This is a genomic window from Ereboglobus sp. PH5-10 (genome assembly GCF_029504735.1).
Taxonomy (GTDB): Bacteria; Verrucomicrobiota; Verrucomicrobiia; order Opitutales; family Opitutaceae; genus Ereboglobus.
In genome coordinates this window covers 121,817-140,095 of sequence record NZ_JAQFIP010000009.1, presented here as the reverse complement: position 1 = coordinate 140,095, position 18,279 = coordinate 121,817, and the positions used below count along the sequence as shown (strand labels likewise).

The 18,279-nt window shown below is 60.3% G+C and carries 18 protein-coding genes; 7 read left to right on the top strand and 11 right to left on the bottom strand.

The annotated features are described in order from the left end of the window. Positions 1-30: 30 nt before the first annotated feature. Together M2447_RS09110 and M2447_RS09105 are read left to right on the top strand one after the other, a co-directional pair. Positions 31-348 carry a hypothetical protein gene (locus M2447_RS09110; protein ID WP_277558352.1) on the top strand — a complete coding sequence of 106 codons (318 nt, stop codon included), beginning with the start codon at positions 31-33 and terminating at the stop codon, positions 346-348. Between the two features lie 617 nt (positions 349-965). After that, on the top strand, positions 966-1,880 hold the full coding sequence (locus M2447_RS09105; RefSeq protein ID WP_277558351.1) for a diaminopimelate dehydrogenase: 915 nt from the start codon (positions 966-968) through the stop codon (positions 1,878-1,880). Positions 1,881-1,930: 50 nt separating this feature from the next. Here the strand turns inward: M2447_RS09105 and M2447_RS09100 are convergent, their stop codons facing one another. Then, on the bottom strand, positions 1,931-2,374 hold the full coding sequence (locus M2447_RS09100) for a hypothetical protein (RefSeq protein ID WP_277509229.1): 444 nt from the start codon (positions 2,372-2,374) through the stop codon (positions 1,931-1,933). A gap of 340 nt (positions 2,375-2,714) precedes the next feature. On the opposite strand from M2447_RS09100, the gene M2447_RS09095 reads away from it, so the two are divergent. Both M2447_RS09095 and M2447_RS09090 read left to right on the top strand, forming a co-directional pair. Further along, on the top strand, positions 2,715-3,743 hold the full coding sequence (locus tag M2447_RS09095) for an outer membrane beta-barrel protein (protein ID WP_277558350.1): 1,029 nt from the start codon (positions 2,715-2,717) through the stop codon (positions 3,741-3,743). 264 nt (positions 3,744-4,007) lie between these two features. Beyond that, positions 4,008-6,893, top strand: coding sequence for a DUF748 domain-containing protein (locus M2447_RS09090; protein WP_277558349.1), 2,886 nt, complete (start codon positions 4,008-4,010; stop codon positions 6,891-6,893). Positions 6,894-6,899: 6 nt separating this feature from the next. Here M2447_RS09090 and M2447_RS09085 read toward each other — a convergent pair whose 3' ends face one another. Then, entirely contained in the window at positions 6,900-7,595 is a 696-nt protein-coding gene (locus M2447_RS09085) for an NAD-dependent deacylase (protein WP_277558348.1), read from the bottom strand. Positions 7,596-7,712: 117 nt separating this feature from the next. Then, on the bottom strand, positions 7,713-8,249 hold the full coding sequence (locus M2447_RS09080) for an NAD(P)H-dependent oxidoreductase (protein WP_277558347.1): 537 nt from the start codon (positions 8,247-8,249) through the stop codon (positions 7,713-7,715). Between the two features lie 246 nt (positions 8,250-8,495). On the opposite strand from M2447_RS09080, the gene M2447_RS09075 reads away from it, so the two are divergent. Further along, positions 8,496-8,720 (top strand): hypothetical protein, encoded by a 225-nt coding sequence (locus M2447_RS09075; protein ID WP_277509223.1) that lies wholly within the window; start codon positions 8,496-8,498, stop codon positions 8,718-8,720. Between the two features lie 24 nt (positions 8,721-8,744). Here M2447_RS09075 and M2447_RS09070 read toward each other — a convergent pair whose 3' ends face one another. Next, a complete protein-coding gene (locus M2447_RS09070; protein WP_277509222.1) occupies positions 8,745-9,368 on the bottom strand; it encodes a plasmid pRiA4b ORF-3 family protein in 624 nt (207 codons plus the stop codon). A 210-nt stretch (positions 9,369-9,578) separates the two neighbouring features. Further along, entirely contained in the window at positions 9,579-9,701 is a 123-nt protein-coding gene (locus M2447_RS09065; protein WP_277558346.1) for a hypothetical protein, read from the bottom strand. Here M2447_RS09065 and M2447_RS09060 point away from each other — a divergent pair. After that, positions 9,700-9,921: an addiction module protein gene (locus tag M2447_RS09060; protein ID WP_277558345.1), complete on the top strand. Its 222-nt coding sequence runs from the start codon at positions 9,700-9,702 to the stop codon at positions 9,919-9,921. The two genes, M2447_RS09065 and M2447_RS09060, sit on opposite strands and share 2 nt — an antisense overlap. Beyond that, complete coding sequence (locus M2447_RS09055) at positions 9,918-10,214, top strand: type II toxin-antitoxin system RelE/ParE family toxin (protein ID WP_277558344.1); 297 nt, start codon at positions 9,918-9,920, stop codon at positions 10,212-10,214. Before M2447_RS09060 ends, M2447_RS09055 begins: the two co-directional genes overlap by 4 nt. Before the next feature lie 12 nt (positions 10,215-10,226). Here the strand turns inward: M2447_RS09055 and M2447_RS09050 are convergent, their stop codons facing one another. From M2447_RS09050 to M2447_RS09025, 6 genes are all read right to left on the bottom strand, one after another. Continuing rightward, positions 10,227-11,753, bottom strand: coding sequence for an NADH-quinone oxidoreductase subunit N (locus M2447_RS09050; RefSeq protein WP_277558343.1), 1,527 nt, complete (start codon positions 11,751-11,753; stop codon positions 10,227-10,229). Between the two features lies 1 nt (position 11,754). Further along, complete coding sequence (locus tag M2447_RS09045) at positions 11,755-13,296, bottom strand: NADH-quinone oxidoreductase subunit M (RefSeq protein ID WP_277558342.1); 1,542 nt, start codon at positions 13,294-13,296, stop codon at positions 11,755-11,757. A gap of 40 nt (positions 13,297-13,336) precedes the next feature. Then, on the bottom strand, positions 13,337-14,908 hold the full coding sequence (locus tag M2447_RS09040; protein WP_277558341.1) for an NADH-quinone oxidoreductase subunit M: 1,572 nt from the start codon (positions 14,906-14,908) through the stop codon (positions 13,337-13,339). Positions 14,909-15,050: 142 nt separating this feature from the next. Beyond that, the gene (locus M2447_RS09035; protein WP_277558340.1) at positions 15,051-17,141 is read right to left on the bottom strand and encodes a proton-conducting transporter membrane subunit; all 2,091 of its coding nucleotides are present in this window, start codon (positions 17,139-17,141) and stop codon (positions 15,051-15,053) included. A gap of 157 nt (positions 17,142-17,298) precedes the next feature. Further along, on the bottom strand, positions 17,299-17,616 hold the full coding sequence (nuoK, locus tag M2447_RS09030; protein WP_277558339.1) for an NADH-quinone oxidoreductase subunit NuoK: 318 nt from the start codon (positions 17,614-17,616) through the stop codon (positions 17,299-17,301). A gap of 93 nt (positions 17,617-17,709) precedes the next feature. Then, positions 17,710-18,240 (bottom strand): NADH-quinone oxidoreductase subunit J, encoded by a 531-nt coding sequence (locus M2447_RS09025; RefSeq protein ID WP_277558338.1) that lies wholly within the window; start codon positions 18,238-18,240, stop codon positions 17,710-17,712. Between the last annotated feature and the right edge of the window lie 39 nt (positions 18,241-18,279).

The following is an 18,279-nucleotide window of genomic DNA, read 5'->3' as shown; positions in this document are numbered from 1 at the left end:
TGTCTCATTGGCAGCGTTATCTGAAAGAAAATGAAGCGTATATCATTCAAAGCGCGAAAGCCGACATTTGCTACAATCTTTCTATTCACATTTGTATCAGCAGTTGGTGCAGTTTTTTTTACATTCTTAATTCTCTTACCGTTTGCCGAGATTGACCCGAGTCTCACACCATTAACTATTATCGGTGGTATACTTTTAATGATCATTGTTTGGCCACTTATCGTTACCGTCTGGTTTTCGTTCGGCGGCGTGCTCATCTTTGCGCTCATCGGAAAGAAGTGGCGATTGCGATATACTTTTATAGTCGATGACGAGACGGCGATTCAGGAAGAAAAAGAGACTAACTAACAGGAATGAGAAAGTGTGGGGGCTGATAACAAAAGGTAGGGAGAAGGACGGGCCTTTTGACGTTAACGATTATGCGCAATAAATGACTAGGATTCGAGGATGACCCTCGCATTATCCGGCTGCACTTTGTTCGTGACGAAGTGTTTGCGCGATGAAACTGCCGCGCGATGTTTCGGCTTGGACTTGGTCAAGGCGTTGAAAGAATAGTGGCAAGCATGACGCCAAAGGCGTCACACAACTTAGCCCGGGGTGCGCGTAAAGCGCGCAACCCCGGGTTGCCAATAACACGCAGACCGGTGCCCTGTAAGGAGCGCGACAATGTTGCGGGGTTCGTGACGATTTGTTGCGCCCATTCAGGGCGCTGAATTTTAAAAACAAAGCCCCCAGGGTGTCGCAGCCTCCACCCTGGGCTAAGTTGTGGCACGCTTTTGGCGTGCAAAGGCGGCTCATACCCATGCCTCGACGCTAATCCCATGTCTCGACCGGCAAAATCCCACAAATACTCGCCCTTGGCTTCGCTTCTTCTTCGCGCGCGCGGTATTTTGAAAAATAATTGTCGACCGGGTTTTGGTTTTCCCGCGTGACGGCGCGGGCGGTTTTTTGTATGCGTGCGATTTGTGAAAACTCTCAATATCGCTGTCGTGGGTTATGGAAACATCGGTCGTTTTGCGGTCGATGCGGTGCGCGAGGCGCCGGATATGAAGCTGGCGGGCGTCGTGCGCCGCGCCGCATCGGTCAAAAAATCCGCCGTGCCGCCGGAGCTCGCGGGCGTAAAGGTCGTGTCCGACGTGGACGAGCTGGGCAAGGTTGACGCGGCGATTCTTTGCGGGCCGACGCGGAGCATTCCGGAAACCGCGCCGCAGTATTTGAAGCGCGGCATCCACACGGTGGACAGTTTCGACATCCACGGCGAGGCGTTGTGGAAATTGCGCCAGTCGCTCGACAAGGCGGGCAAGGCATCGGGGTGCGCGGCGGTGATCTCCGCCGGCTGGGACCCGGGCAGCGACTCGATGGTGCGCACGTTGATGCTCGCGATGGCGCCGCGCGGGATCACCTACACGAATTTCGGCCCCGGCATGAGCATGGGGCACTCGGTTTGCGCGAAGTCGAAGAAGGGCGTGCGCGACGCGCTTTCGATGACGATCCCCACCGGCACGGGCGTGCACCGCCGCATGGTTTACGTCGAGCTTGAGAAGGGCGCGAAACTCGCCGCCGTCGAAAAGGCGATCAAGACGGACGACTATTTTGCAAAGGACGACACGCGGGTGTTTCAAGTCGAGAGCGTCGATGCGCTCAAGGACATGGGGCACGGCGTGAACATGGTGCGCAAGGGCGTGAGCGGCAGCACGCACAACCAGTTGCTCGAATTCAACATGCGGATCAACAACCCCGCGCTGACCGCGCAAATCATGGTGGCGTGCGCGCGCGCGGCGGCCACGCGGTTGCGTCCCGGCGCCTACACGATGCCGGAAATCGCGCCGATGGATTTGCTTCCGGGCGACCGCGAGACGCTCGTAAAAACGCTGGTCTGAGGCCGCGCTTTTGGGGCGACCTTTGCCGAATTAAATCGACATAAGTCGATTCACGTCGAGCCCCGCACCGATTTCAACTCCGGCAATGCGCAAAGCCACGCGGCGTCCTCGGGCGCGAGCGCTTTCAGCTTCAGGGCGACCACGGGGTCTTGCGCATTTTTTGTGTGGATCTGTGCGAGGACGGGCCGGTCGCGTCCGGCGGGCTGGTCGATTTCCGTGCGGATGATTTCAGAGAAGCGGATAAAGCGGCGAAATCGAAACAGGGTGACGGTTTCGATGCCGTCGGGACGGATTGTAATGCGCTGCGAAAAAACAATGATGATGACGGCGGCGTAAAGAACGACCGGTATGAGCGCGAGAAAGAGGATTATGGGTTGAAAGCCGCGCTGGTTAAAAAGAACCGCCGCGAGCACGAGCAAGGGTGCCAGCGCCACCGCAAAGGATGCAAGCGGCCGCCGGGAAATTTTTAGTGTGCGCGGGAGATCGGTGGTCATGTGGTAAAGGTTGTCTTGAGGGAGGGAAGGGGCGAGGGCGAATTATTTTGGCTCGGTTTTTTGCGAATGGGCGGGCGCATTTAGGGAGATTTTTAAGAAAACATTTTTTGCAAAAAGATTTCAGTTCGTTCTGTGTGTGCGCATTGTGTTGTTGTATAGAGGATTATAAATTTTAAAAAAATCATGCTAAATTTTGAACCCAACTTAATTTTTTGTAACATTTCCTCGACACCTGCTGTCTGAGTTGGCTGTCTCAATGCATCTTGACTTGTTGAGGCAGCAGCGGCGGCTCACCCCGCCAGATTCTCCCTTAATCACTGAAAGAACACCTAACCAAACTATGAACAAGAACATCATCAAAGTTGCCGGTCTGGCTCTCGCCGCCGCTTTTGCTCTCTCGGCCCGCGCCGACGTTGCCATTCACCAGAATGTGAGCGTCTACGGCTACGCCGCAGGTTCCGTCCAATACACGAAGCCCGACAAGGGCAACTCGGATACCGAAATGGATCTCGACGCCGCCAAGCTTGGTCTCGCGTTTAATTTCGCTCCCGTCACCGCCAAGATCAGCGTTTATGCCGATGCCGGTGCCAAGGATCTCTACGTCCTCGAAGCCAACGCCACCTACGATATCGGAAACGGTTTCAGCATCACCGGCGGCCGCTTCCAGAGCTGGATCGGTTATGAAGCGTTCGATATTCCGAACTGCAACTTCATCACCTACGGCACGGACGAGATGGGATGGATCATTCCGAACTTCCACGAAGGCATCCGTTTCGACTACGCCCTCGACAAGATGAGCTTCGGCGTCGCGGTTGTTAACTCCGTCTATAATATCGAAGGCGGATACCGCGGTGATGGCAGCCTCAGCGACGGCTACGGCGTTGAAGGCCACTTCGGCTACAATGACGGCGCTCTCTCCATCGGCGCCACGCTCGCCTACCAGAACACCCGCGATGACCGTGACTATAATTACAATCCGATCCTCTACAGCGATACCTACATCGCCGATGTCTGGGCGCAATATGTCATCAACAACAAAACCACGATCGGTGCGGAACTCTTCTACAGCAAGAGCCGTGAAAACTCCAACTACAACGTCGAGGACTACTACGGCCTTGTGATGGTCAAGCAGCAGTTCACCGAAAAGCTCAGCCTCGCTGGCCGTGTAAGCATGGGACAGGAGAAGATCAAGCTGGGCGGTTCCGGCAAAGGACAATTCTGGAAGCTTTCCGCGCAGCCCTCCTACGCTGTTACCCAAAACCTCAGCGTCGGCGCCGAGGTCAGCTACACCAAGTATGAGAAGATCGCGAAGGATCTTTACGGCAAGAGCAAGTGGTTCGCCGGTGTCCAGGCCGTCTTCAAATTCTAATATAATCCCGAAACGGATTAATATTATTCAGCTTTAAGCAGCGAAACCCCGGTGGCGAAAATGCCATCGGGGTTTTGTTTTATGATATATTGACTCCCCGAGAGTTGCGCGGTTCGCACAACAAGATTAAAGTTGCATTCAATTATGACAGCCCCGGCAAACAGTAACAAAACTCCACGCACCACAGACAAAAACACGCGCCGCCGCTGGCCGCGATGGGCGCGCATAGTTCGCGCCGTTGCAATCGTTGTGGCCGTTCTCATCTTGGCCGGCTTTTTTGTCGCGCCGCCCATCGCCAAAAACATCCTCGAAGAACAGCTCACCAAGCATCTTTCCACGCCACGGGTCACGCGCGTCGCGCAAATCGAGCGCGTCCGCATCAATCCCCTCGCGCTCTCCTGCTCCATCGAGGGCCTTTCCATAACCGCCAGCGGTCGCGATCCGCTCGTCAGTTGGGACAGCCTTCAGGCAAGCCTCGACTTGCGAACGCTAATCTCTCGCGAATGGCGTCTGCGCAAAATTGCGCTCGACGGTTTCGCCGGTCGCATTGCGATCCTGCCCGATGGCAAACCCAACTTTGCCGACCTGATCTCGGACGAAAAAACCGAGCCGGTTGCGTCCGATGAAAACAAAAAATCCGCGCCCCTCCACATCAACGAACTCTCGATTACCAACGCGCGCGTCGACTACTCCGACGCCTCCCTGCCGCAACCCTTCTCCACGCAACTCGGCCCGGTCAATTTCACCGTGCGCGATTTCCAAACCGGCCGCCCCGACCTCGCGCCGGGCGAGTTTTCCGCAACCACCGAGTCCGGCGAAACGCTTTCGTGGCGCGGCAGTCTTGCCGTCGCCCCGGTTTCCTCGCGCGGCGAAATCCGCGTCGGAAACCTCGCCATTAAAAAATACACGCCCTTTTACGGGCACCTCGTTCGCTTCGACGTGACCGACGGCAAGCTCGATATCAACCTGCGCTACGAAGTCGCAGCCGATGCGGACGGCGTCGCCATCCGAACCGCCCAAAGCGACATCGCGCTCCGCGATCTCCAGATATCCGAGCGCGGCAAACCCGTCCCCGCCGTCGGCATCGGTGCGATCGCACTCTCCGAAATCACCGCCGAAATCCACACCGCGCGACCCGCCGCGCCCGTGCTGCGCATCGGGCGCATCGCGTTCGACAACGGCGCCGTCGCGCTGCGCCACGACGCGCGCGGAATCAACCTCGCCGAACTTTTCTCCCCCGCGGCCACCGATTCGCCCGCCTCCGCCACAAGCGCACCCGCCCCCGCCGCGGCACCCGCCCCCGCGCCTGACATAACCGTGGGCGAAGTCGCCGTGCGCGATTTCACCATCAACATCGAGGACGCCACGCTCGACGCGCCGTTGCTCACCAAGGCCGTCATCGACACGATGAGCGCCAAGAATTTCTCACTCGCAAAACTCGACTCGCCCCTCGCGATCGAACTCGCCATGCGCATCGCCGACGAAGGCGAACTCCGCGCCGGCGGCGAACTTGCCATTTCGCCAATGCGCGGAAAAATTTCCGCCGAACTGGGCAACCTTCCCCTCACGCTCGCCGACGCCCACGTCAGCCAGTTCCTCAACGCGCGCATCGAGAAAGGCCGCCTCGCCGTCAAGGCCGCCGCGACCATTGATCCCGAAAGCGGCCTCGCCGTCGCGGGCAGCACGAGTGTCACGGACTTTGCGGTAAAAGACGCCTCCGGCGGCCCGCTTCAATCGTGGAAGACGCTCGCCGTGCGCGAAATCGCCTACGCCGAAAAGCCCGCCGCAAAAATTGCGATCACTGAAATCGCGCTCGACGGCTCCAACACGCAAATAAACATCTCGCCGGACGGCCTGCTCAACATCGCCGCCCTCGCCAAGCAAAGCGAGCCACCGCAACCCGCACCGTCCGCTGAAAACCAAACACTCGCGCCGGCGGCGTCGGCATCCACGGCAAGCGAGCCGCGCCTGCTCGTCACCATTGGCAAAGTCACGCTCAACGGAGGTCGCGTCGCGTTTTCCGACCAGTCAATCGCGCCCGTTGTCAAAATGTCGCTCGACGAAATCAACGGCGCGGTTTCCGGACTCTCCTCGGAAAACATCGCCCACGCCGACGTGGATGTCCGCGCAAAAATCAACGGCGCCGCGCCCGTTTCGCTCACCGGCCAGGTCAACCCGCTCAGCAATGATGTTTATTCCGACCTGCGTTTCGCGATCGACAGCGCCGCGCTTGCGCCGCTCAGCCCCTACGCCGGAAAATACGCCGGGCGCACGCTCGCCGGCGGCACGCTCAATGTCGATGTGAGCACAAAAGTTTCGAAGCGTTTTCTCGACAGCGCGAATGTCATCACGCTCGACCAATTCGAGTTTGGCGAGCACACCGGCAGCCCCGACGCAACCAGCCTGCCGGTCGGCCTCGCCGTGTCGCTCCTGCGCGATCGCAACGGAAAAATCATCCTCGACGTGCCAATCAAGGGCAGCCTCGACGACCCCGAATTCAAATACGGCCGCGCCGTCCGTCACGCGCTCGCCAACATCATCATGAAGGCCGCCACCGCGCCCTTCTCCCTGCTCACCTCCGTGCTCGGCATCGGCGGCAAATCGGACGGCGGCGCGGAGCTCGACCTTTCCCGCGCCGAGTTCCACGCGGGTGCGAACACGTTGAACGAAGCCAGCCAAAAGAAACTCACCCTGCTCGCCAAGGCGCTTGGCGAACGCCCCGCGCTGCACCTCGCAATCTCCGGCGGCTTCGATGCCGACACCGACAGCGCCGCGCTTCGCAGCATCCGCTTTTCAGCCGACCTGAAACAGGAATACCTGAACGAAAACAGCGGTGGACAAGTCTCCGCCGGTTCCACCGACGCATTGCAACTCGCGCCCGCCATCGAAGCCCGCCTTGTTGAAATCCTTTACCGGAAAAAAATCCCCGCGGCGGAACAAGCCCGCGCCGAAACGCCGCCGACACCCGAGGCGATGCGGGCGCAACTGCTCGAAACGATTCGAATCGACGATGATCAGTTGAGCCAACTGGCCGCCGCGCGCGCGGAATCGGTGAGGAGTTTCCTTGTTGATAAAGGAGTCGCGGAATCCCGCGTCACACTTTCCGGCAAACCCGCCACCGGCGCGCTCGCGAGCCTGGAATTGCAGTGAGGCGCGCTACGATACCAATTCCGTCATAAGCTGGCGCACGCCTTCGCTGGCGCCGGTTGTGATGTGACGCACGTTCGGGCGTCCCGATGTTGTTGCCGGATCAATCAGGTAAACCGGCGCTCCGGGCGGCACATGGTCGATGAGACTCGCGGCCGGATACACGACAAGCGACGTGCCTATGATTGCAAATAGATCGGCGCGTCCCGCGAGTTCGATGGCGGGGTCGATCATTGGGACATCCTCGCCGAACCACACAATATGCGGACGCAGTTGGGAGCCTCGCGGGCATTTGTCGCCGATCGCAATATCACGATATCCGATGTCGATGATTGTGTTGCCTTGTTCGCCGGGACCCGCCTGCGTGCCGCGCGCCTGCGTGAGCAAGCCATGCAAATGAAGCACGCTTTTCGAACCCGCGCGCTCGTGCAGGTCGTCCACATTTTGCGTGATTATATGCACGTCAAAATGCTCCTGCAGCGATGCGAGTCCGATGTGGCCCGCGTTGGGCTCGACCTGTTCGAGTTTGCGGCGGCGCTGGTTGTAGAAATCGAGCACGAGCGCGGGATTGCGCATCCATGCTTCGGGCGTCGCGACATCCTCGACGCGATGTCCCTCCCACAAGCCGCCGGCGTCGCGAAACGTCGGTATTCCGCTTTCCGCGCTCATGCCGGCGCCGGTGAGGACAACAAGGGTTTTCTTCATGCGGCCAAAATGGCCGCGCGTGGCGCGGACTGCCAAGTCTGCTTCCGCAAAGCGCGCGATTTTTATTGAAGACAGACTTGGCAGTCTGCGCCAAAACGCGCGATGAAACGGGAAAAATTACCCGATGCGTTTCACAAAATCGACGAAACCACCCGCCTGTTTTTCGAGTCGTTGCACGAGTTCGGCGGACTTGATTTTTCCGGATTCGTTGAGTTCGTTAAAAATGCCCGGAATGAATACGCGCGCGGGAAAAATATGCGCGTCGCGATAGCCGAAAATCGGCTCCAGTTGCTCGACGGCGCGGAGCGCTCCCCACATGCCCGCCGAGATGCCGGTGAACGCGACGGGCTTGTGCTCGAAGCTCTCGGGGAATGGCAGCATGTCGATGAAGTATTTCAGCACGCCGGGAAACGAGCCGTTGTATTCCGGCGTGATGATGTGCAGGCCTTTCGCATCAAGGATGCGTTGTGAAAACGGAGCAAACGAGGCGGGTTTTTCGGTGTAGGAGGCGGGCGAAAAAATCTCCGCAGGAATCTCCGCGATGTCAAAAATCCGCGCGGCTGCATTGTGTCTTTTATAAATTTCCAAAATTTGCGCGGCAACTTTGCGACTATTACTGCCGGGGCGATTGGTTCCACTAATTATTTCGATCATGCTGTATGTATTGCACAGAAAATCGTGATAATCAATTTCGGCACGAAGATAATGCCCGCTGTCCGGACTGGCGGCGCGATACTAATCGCCGGATTGGATTGCGCGGGCGGAGATTACAAAATTTCCCAACATTTGTAATGACAAGGGGATTTACTTTTTGGCGCGCTGAAAGGCAGCATTTACGCGATCAATCTTATCGCGCAAAAATTCACCTGATTTTCACAATAACATTAACCGTAATATACAATGACCACACGCAACCTCGTTCGTATTATTATTTCCACATTCGCGCTCGCGGGCGCCATTTTCGCATTTGCGGGCTGCTCAACCCCGGCGGGTCAGACCGCGCAGCGTGGGCAAAAGGAAACCGACCGGGTTGCCGACGGCATCAACGCCGCCGACAGCACCGTGAACAAAGCTGCGGACACCACCGAGAAAGTTTCCAAGACCGCCAGGCGGTTGTTCAAGTAAACCCGCGGTCGCCCCGGCGCCGCCCTATTCCCCGTCCTTTTTGCCCTCATGCTTGGCGCGTTCCTTTAGCGCCTTGTTGATCGCGTTGATATCGAATCTTTCGGCGTCGTATTCGGGGCCGAGCCATTCGATCCACTCCTGGCCGATCTCGGTGTGCGGTTCCTTGATGCACGCGAGCATGTCGTTGTAAGCCTCCACACCGCCGCAATCCTCCGGCGGACCCGCGCGCTCGCCCGCGACGCACGTCGGAGGGGAGAAATTCTTTTTGCAGGGTTCCGTCTTCTCAACCTGCAACTCCACCGTCCATCCCTCGCCGAAATGATAGCGGTAAAGCGCCATCCCCGCCGTTGCCAGGCCGACGTCCGCAAGCGTCACATCGCGGTCATCCTCAATGACAATATTGTCACGCTTGAACGGGTTTCCATAACGTGTGTTTCCAATGGCAAACTCATGCGTTTGGTAATCGAACCAGTCGAACGCGATCTGGATGGCATCGTGCAACTGGTGCAGCCACATCGATTCGCGCACGGTCAGGCACCGCCAAATGAGCGGCTCGCACCCCGCCACGCGGGCAAGCAGAACCAGCGCCCGGTCGTTGGGTTTCTTTTCGGCTGGCGCGCCGTGTTGGCCGTCAAGGGTTGAGATCATTGAGTTCGGAAAAAATACTCCCGTTAGAAAACCAGCCTCGCGCCGCCGGGCAAATCACAAATCGACGCAATCAAGTTTTGGGACTTGGGGAAAACGCCGCTCCTGATCGCATGCATGATTTCGGGGTGTCACGTTGCATCGCACCCGGCCGGCCGCAAAAAAGCGCGGCCGTGTGGTGCCGCGCTTTTTATTTTTGTCCTTGGGAATATCTTACTTGAACAATCCCAGCACCACGTCCGGCCAGATGCCGAGGGCGATTGTCAGGGCGGCGGCGGTGGCGAGGGCGATGAGCGCGCTTGCAAAGCCGCAAATTACACCCGATGTTGCCCGCATGAACGCGACACTTTCCTCCGAAATAGCACGCCTCACCGCCGGGGAAAAGCTCGCCCTCATGGAAGAGTTGTGGGACGAGCTTTCCGCAAACGAAAACGTCATTCCCATTCCAGCATGGCACAAAAACGCGCTCGCCGAGGATCAGGCGCGTTATGACGCAAATCCGACGGAAGGCGCGGAATGGGATGAGGTGAAAGCGCGCATTACCCGCAAGCCGTGAAACGCATTGTCCGCATAGCCCCCAATGCGGAAGCCGACCTGCGCGCCGCGTTTGGCTGGTATGAGCAGTGCGACGCCGGCCTCGGTTTTGCATTTCTACAAACCATTGAAACGAAACTCGCCGAGCTTGCCCGCGCGCCGCAACTCTTTCGCAAGCGTGCGGGCGCATACCGGCTCGCGACAACGAGGCGCTTTCCCTACGGCATTTATTTTATCTGGGACGAGACCTCGGACACGATTTCGGTAAGGCGGGTGCTGCATTTCAGGCAAAATCCCCGCGCCGCTGATTTGTAAGGCATCTGTTTCTTACTTGAACAATCCCAGCACCACGTCCGGCCAGATGCCGAGGGCGATTGTCAGGGCGGCAGAGGTGGCGAGGGCGATAACTGTGCCTAGCGGGACGCGAATTTTTTCCGTTGAGGCGGATGTGCCGGCGGTGGCGTTTGTCACGAGCGCGGCTTTCAGGATGACGAGATAATAGTAGAGTCCGACGGCGCTCATGGCGATGGCGAGGAAGGCCAGCCAGCCGGCGGGGGACATCAGGCCGTTCAAATAGAGCGCGGCGGCGAAGAGATAAAATTTTCCGAAGAAGCCCGCGAGCGGCGGGATGCCGGCGAGCGAGAGCACGCAGACAAAGAGCACGAGAGCCAGAAACGGACTGCGTTTCCACAGGCCGGCGAGGTCGCTGATGCGCTGGCAGGGCGCCGTGCGTTCGATCGCGGCGAACACGCCAAACACGCCGATGGTCGCGATGCCGTAGGTGAGCGCGTAATAAAACAGCGGGCCCGCCCCTTCGGCGCGCACCGCGATCACGCCGAGGAGCATGATGCCGGCGTGCGCGATCGCCGAATACGCAATCAGGCGGCGCGCGTTTGTCTGCGCGAGCGCGGCGATGTTGCCGAGGAGCATCGAGGCGGCGGATATGATTATGACCGCCATTATCCATCCGGCGGGGCCGCCGAAATTGATCGCGTCGCCTGACACGGTTCCGAGTCCGCTGAAGAGCAGGCGCGCGAAAAACGCGAAGCCCGCCAGCTTCGACGCGGAGGCGATGAGCGCGGCGGCGGGCGCGGGCGCGCCTTGATAGACGTCTGGCGCCCATTGGTGGAAGGGCGCGGCGGCGGCCTTGTAACCGAAGCCGACGAGCACCATCACGAGTGCGACGAGGAGCAGCGGGCTCGGGCCTTGCACGGCGAGAGCGCGCGCGATTTCGGGCAGCACAATCGTGCCGGTCATTCCGTAGATGAGCGAGAAGCCGAAGAGCATGAACGCCGCCGCCATGCCGCCGAAGAGGAAATACTTGAGGCTGGCCTCGGCGGAGGCGCGGCTGGTTTTGTCGAAGCCGGCCATCACGTAGAGCGAGAGGCTCGCGAGTTCGAAGCCGAGAAACGCGATGAGCAGGTTGTTCGACACCGCCATGAGCGAGAAGCCCATCGTGGCGAGGAGCTGGATGGCAACGTATTCGGCGGGGTGTTTGAAATGCGGAGTGCGGAGTGCGGAATGCGGAATGGAACCGGCGATGAGCAGCAGCGTGAGCGCGGACAGGCCGAAGACGCCCAGCCGCACGCCGTGCGCGAGCGTGTCGTAAACAAACGCGCCGTGAAACCAATACGCCGCGTGGCCGACGGGCGGCACGTTTGTGTGGAGCGTTTGGAAAACGGCGGAGGCAAGCGTCACGATTCCGATGAGCACGGCGACGCCGCGTCGCGCGCAATCGGACATGCGGCGCCCGAAGGCCATGTCGTAGCCAAGCGCCAGCAGCAGCCCGAGCGTGAGCGCGATTTCGGGGCGCAGGGCGTAAACGAGTTCGGCGTAGTTGATCGTCGCGTTCATATTACAGGCCTCCTTTCAGTGCGTTCATCGCGGCTTGGAAGGCGGGCGATTCGAGTGCGGGATTTATCCAGTTCAAAAGCAGTCCGGGTTTGACGCCGATGATGATCATCGAGGCGACGAGGATGAGCGCGCCGATTTTTTCGGGCCAGGTTATGGGAGGAAAATCATGCGCGGCGCGCGCCTTCTCCTGACTCCCTTCAAAAACATTCGCTTTTCCGAAGAACGAAACGTGCACGACTTTTAGCGTGAACGCGCCGGCGATGAGCACGCCGCACGCGGCGACGAGCGTCCAGATGTGCGAGGTTTTCCACGCGCCGACGAGGATGCTGAGCTCGGCGGGGAAACCGCTGAAGCCGGGCATGCCCATCGAGGCGAGTCCGGCGAGCACAAAGACGACCGCGGCGAAGGGCATCAATTTGTGCAACGGCATCGCGGTGAGGTCGGCGAGGTTGCGCGTGTGCGTGCGCTCGTAAACCATGCGTCCGACGACGGCGAAGAGCAGTCCAGCGATGATGCCGTGCGAGAACATTTGCAGCACCGCGCCGCCGAGCGAGGCGAGGTTTCCGGCGGCGAGGCCGAGCAGCACGAAACCCATGTGGCTGACCGACGAGTAACCGATGACAAATTTGAAATCCTCCTGCACGAGCGCGACCAGCCCGGCGTAAACAATGCCGATCACCGCGAGCCATCCGATGACGGGCGCGAACGCGGCGTAGCCTTCCGTGAAGAGCGGGATGGCCACGCGCAGGCATCCGTAGGCCCCCAGTTTCATGACGACGCCGGCGAGCAGCATCGACGCCGCCGTGGGCGCGGCGACGTGGCCGGTGGGCGCCCAAGTGTGAAACGGAAACATGCCCGCGAGCACCGCAAAGCCGGTGAACACGAGCGCGAACATGCCGAGTTGTTGCGCGTGCGAAAATTGCGCGGCCACTTGCGCGATCACGGAAAGCGAGAACGAGGGCGCGTAGCCGTTTGCCTTGAGGATCGTCGCCGCCGAGGCGAACGCCCACAGCAGCCCGGCCATGACGAGCGCGCTGCCGATGAACGAATAGAGCACGAGCTTCATCGCGCCGTATTCGCGGTTGGTGGAGCCCCACTTTGCGATGAGGAAGTATTTCGGCACGATGGCGATTTCGTAGAAGACAAAAAGCACGAACGCGTCGGCGCTCAGGAACACGCCGTAAACGCCGCCGATGAGCGCGAGGTAGAGCGCGAAAAACTCGCCGACGTTTTCCTCGATGTTCCACGAAAACAAAATGCCCGCCACGGACGCGATGCCGGTGAGGACGACGAGTGTGAGGCTGATGCCGTCGGCCGCGAGGTGGTAGCTGACGCCGAGCTGCGGAATCCACGGCACGTTGACGAGGGTTTGCAGCGCGGGGCCGGGTGTGAAGTCGAAAGCCGCGAACGCGGTGACGCCGAGCGCGGCGAGCGAGAACACAAGCGCGGTGACGCGCGCGGCGCATTTGCAGCGCGCGCCCGCGACCAGCGCGACAAACGCGCCGGCAAACGACAGGTAAATGGTCCAGGGAAGAAGCGACATGAGTCGAAGAGTGAAAGGTGAAGTGTGAAGAGTGAAAAAATTAAGGCAGGCTGGAGATGCTGGTTGTCCATTGGGCGACCAGCGGGTTGAAGAGCGCGGCGAGCACTTGCGGGACGATGCCGAGCACGAACATCAGCGCGATGGCGGGCACGAGCGGCGCGATTTCGCAGCAGGAAAGATCTTTCATCCCCATCCCCTTGACGTTTTCGCCGACCGGGCCGTGGAAAACTTTTTGCCAGAAGGTCAGCAGGAAAAGAGCGGTCACGAGCAGGCCGAGCGTCGCGGCGGCGGCAAACCACGGCGCGAGTCCGAACACGCCGCGGAAGATCAGGAACTCGCCCGCGAAGCCGTTGAGGCCGGGCAGGCCGAGCGAGGAGAACATCGCCACGCCGCACAGGCCCGCGAAGACCGGGGCGACTGCGCGCATGCCGCCGAAATCGCCGATGCCGCGCAAGCCGCCCGAGCGTTTTTCGAGCAGCCCGACGCAATAGAAGAGCGCGGCGGCGGAGAGGCCGTGGTTGAACATTTGCAGAATCGTGCCGCCGAGCGCGGACGACACCGCGGCGTCGTGGGTTGTTTGCCCCGCCACGCGCGCGACGGCGAAGAGCGCGAGCAGGCAGTAGCTGAGGTGGTTGACCGACGAATACGCGATCATGCGCTTGAGGTCGCGCTGGCGCATCGCGGCGAACGCGCCGAGCACCACGCCCGCGAGCGCGAGCACCATCAGGCAAGGCGCGGCGGCGGCGAGTTGCGCGGGAAAGATCGGCCAGAGGATTCGGATGAATCCGTAAACGCCCATTTTTGAAAGCACGGCGGTGAGAAACATCGACGTGCCGGCGGGCGCCTCCGCGTAGGCCGAGGGCAGCCATGTGTGGAAGGGGAACAGCGGCACTTTTACCGCGAGGCCGAGGAGCACGCCGCCAAACACGACGCCGGGCCAGATGCCGCCGATCTCGGCGAGTTTCGCGACGAGCGTGCCGTCGGCGCCGAGTTGCGCGAGCGCGGTGAAATCGAGCGTGCCGGTGGTGGCGTAGAGCGCGGCGAAACCGAACAGCATGAACGCGCTGCCGCCCATCGTGTAGATGACAAATTGATACGCCGCGCGCGTGGCCTTGGCGGCGTTTGCACCGAACATTTTGATAAGGAAAAACGCCGGGAAAAGGCTCAGCTCCCAGAACAGGAACCAGAGGAAAAAGTCCTGCGCGAGAAACACGCCGAGCGACGCGCCTTGGAGGAGGAGGAAGAGGACGGGGTAGAGATTTGACTCGCGCGTGGCGGGCGCGACGCGCCAGGAGGCGACGAGCGCGGTGGGGCCGATGATGCCGGTGAGGAGCACGAGCACGAGCGAGAGTCCGTCGAGGCCGAGCGAGTAGCGGACGTTGAGCGAGTCGATCCACGAGTGCGTTTCGGTGAGCTGGAGGCCGACGGCGTCGGGGTTGAATCCGCCGGGGAGCACGATCGCGGCGATGGCGTAGATGATCGTCGAGAGCGAGAAGACGACGGCGCCGGCGCGCGAGATGGCGTTGGGTTTGCGCGGATGATGCAGCGCGACCAAAAGCGCGCCGACCCACGGCGTAAAAATGATGAGAGAAAGAAGCGGAATGGAGTTCACGGAAAATGCGGAATGCGGATTTCGGAGTGCGGAATTAATTAACCACGGAGAGCGCGGAGGAGCGCGGAGAGGCGGAAAAGGAGACAGGTTGCATGAGTTAAATTCTTCATTGGTTTGGCTCTGTGTTCTCCGTGGTTAAAAATCAGATGGCGACGATGAGGATTACGATTGCGATGAGACCGGCGAAGCCGAGGGCCATGGTGCGGAGGTAGCCGTGGGCGTCGCCGGTTTGGGCGCGGCTGTATGCCTTGCCGGTTTTGCGGAGGTCCTCGCTCACGGTGTCGAAACCGCCGTTGAGGGTGTTTTCGTCAAACTCGCGGTTCACGCCGCCGGCGAACAGGCCGAGGCCGCCGATCAGGTTTATGAGGCCGCCCCAAACGTGGCGGTCGAACGCGTCGGAGAGCCACGCGATTGCGTCGAAGAGGCGTCCGAAGGTCGCGGCGTAGAGTTCGTCGAAGTAGAGGCGGTTGGCGAGCGCGGTCCAGAGCGCGGGCGCGGCTTTTTCGAGCGGGTCGAGTTCGCCGGTGGTGTTGCGTTTGCGCAAGAAATAATAGAGCGCGCAACCAACGCCGATGCCGAGCGCGACGAGCACAATCGACGTGATCATGAGGCCGGGTTCGGAGAAGATGGAGTGACCGTGGATTTTGTCGGCGGGGATGCCCTCGAGCATCGACTGGAGCCAGGGCCACGCGGGCGTGCCGAGGAAACCGAGGCCGATTGCGCAGACGGCGAGGAGCACGAGCGGCAGGGTCATCGCGGGGCTGTTTTCATGCGCGTGCTCGGAGGCGTGCGAACGGGCCTTGCCGAGGAAAACTTCGCAGACGAGGCGCGTCATGTAGAACGCGGTAAGCACGACGGCGACGAGCGCGACGTAGAATGGCAGTTGCGAGACCGTCCAGCCGTGCGCGGCGTGGAGGATGCCTTCCTTCGACCAGAAACCGGAGAAGAGGAACGGCACGCCGGCGAGCGCCATCATGCCGATGGCAAAGGTGGCGAAGGTGATCTTCATGCGCGGGGCGAGTCCGCCGAGATAACGGATGTCCTGCTCGTGATGCGCGGCGTGGATGACGCTGCCCGCGCCGAGGAAGAGCAGCGCCTTGAAAAATGCGTGCGTGAGAAGATGGAAGATCGCCACGGGCCACGCGCCGACACCGATGGCGAGCATCATGTAGCCGAGTTGGGAGACGGTCGAAAACGCGAGGATGCGTTTGATGTCGTTTTGCGCCACGGCGACGACCGCGCCGAAGAGCGCGGTGATCGCGCCGATGATGGCGACGACGGTGAGAGCCTTGATACCGGTGGAGGAATAAATTTCGAGAGGCGCTCCACTGAGCACGGCATCAAATCCATCACGTAAAATGTTGGCCTGATCCAACGCCATGAGCGGATAAACGCGGGCAATGAGAAACACGCCAGCCGCGACCATTGTTGCGGCGTGGATGAGCGCGGAGACGGGTGTCGGGCCTTCCATCGCGTCGGGGAGCCAGACATGCAGCGGGAACTGGCCTGATTTGCCAACCGCGCCGCAAAAGATGAGGAGGCCGATTGCGGTCGAGACGGCAAGTCCGCAAGGCAGCACGACGGTGAGTGCCCCGAGGACGCTGGTTTCGAGAAACCCGTTGCCGCCGTCATAGAATAGCAGCGTGCCCCCGGCGTTGTAGAGCCAGCAGATGCCGATGAGCAGGCCGAGGTCGCCGATGCGCGTGGTGATGAAGGCTTTTTTCGCGGCGGCCGCGGCGGCGGGTTTTGTGAACCAGAAACCGATGAGCAGATACGAGGCGAGCCCGACGAGTTCCCAGCACACGAAGAGGAGAAGCAGGCTGTTGGAAACGACGAGGCCGAGCATCGCGGCGGCGAAGAACGAGAGGTAGCAGAAAAACTTCGCGGCGTTGGCGTCCTCCTTCATGTAGCCGGTGCTGAAAATAAAAATGAGCGAGCCTACAAACGTAACCATCACGAGCATGAACGCGGTGAGCGGGTCGTTGATGAAACCGAGTTCGAGCGTGGTGGCGCCGAAATCGAGCCAGCGGAAATTCCAAGTGTCGTGCGCGGCGGGATTGGCGAGCGCGCCGCGGAGCGCGAGGCACGAGAGCACGAACCCGGCGGCCATCGAGAGGATCGCGGAGGCGGAGGCGATTTTGCGCGAGCTGCCGCCGCGCGGAAGGAATGTCCCGATTGCCGCGGCGATGAGCGGAAGCAACGGAATGAGCCAGATGTATTTTGCGGAAAGCATGAAGAGTGTTTTGGAAATTTTTCTCGGAGTTAATTAACCACGGAGGGCACGGAGGAGCACGGAGAGGCGGAAAAGGAGACAGGTTGCATGAGTTAAATTCTTCATGGGTTTGGCTCTGTGTTTCTCCGTGTTCTCCGTGGTTGATTGGTTTGAAAAATCAGCCTTTGAGCTGATCGGCGTCTTGCAGGCGCACGTTTTTGTAGTGGCGGTAGACGGCGATGATGAGCGCGAGGCCGACCGCGGCCTCGGCGGCGGCGACCGCGATCGAGAAGATCGCGAAGATGACGCCGGCGTGCGGGTTGCTCGCGAATTGCGGCGAGAAACGCCAGAAGGCGATGAAGTTGATGTTGGCCGCGTTGAGCATCAGCTCGACGCCGAGGAGCACGAGGATGGCGTTGCTGCGGGAGAGCGCGGCGGCGAGGCCCAGCGCAAATAGCAGCGTCGAAAAAATCAGGCAGAGGTGAAGGGCGCTCATGAGGAAAATGTATAATTTAAAATGTATAATGGATAATGGCGCATGCGTCGTCGGTTGCTTTTTCGGATTAGCCGGAGGCCTTCTCCTGATTCTTCATTTTTCATTTTTCATTAGCTTCTCTTCATGAGAAGCGACCACGACGGAGCCGAGGAGCGCGACGGTGAGGAGCGCGCCGACGATGAGGATGGCGGCGGCGTATTGGCCCATGAGTTCGAGGCCGAGCGCGCGCATGTTCACGACGGGCGCGGCGGCGCGCGATGATGTTTGCGGCAGCTCGGTGCCGAGGATTCCCCAGACGACGGCGAGCGCGACGAGCCCGGCGGAGGCGACCCCGGCGACCGCGCGCATCGAGGGCGTGACGGTGGTGTCAACAACGCTGACGGGCGCGCGGCGCGTGAGCACCACGCCGAAGAGAACGACCATCGAGATGGCGCCGACATAAACGAGCACTTGCGCGAAGGCCACGAATTGCGCGTCGGCCCACAGGTAAAACGCCGCGATGCCGACCCAGCTCACGACAAGCAGGAGCGCCGCGCGGATGATGTTTTTCAACGCGAGCGCGACCGCCGCCGAGCCAAGCGTGGCAATGGCGATGAGGATGAAGATGAGAAGCGAGAGGGACATGGAGGAATTTTCGATTTTGGATTCTCGATTTTTGATTGC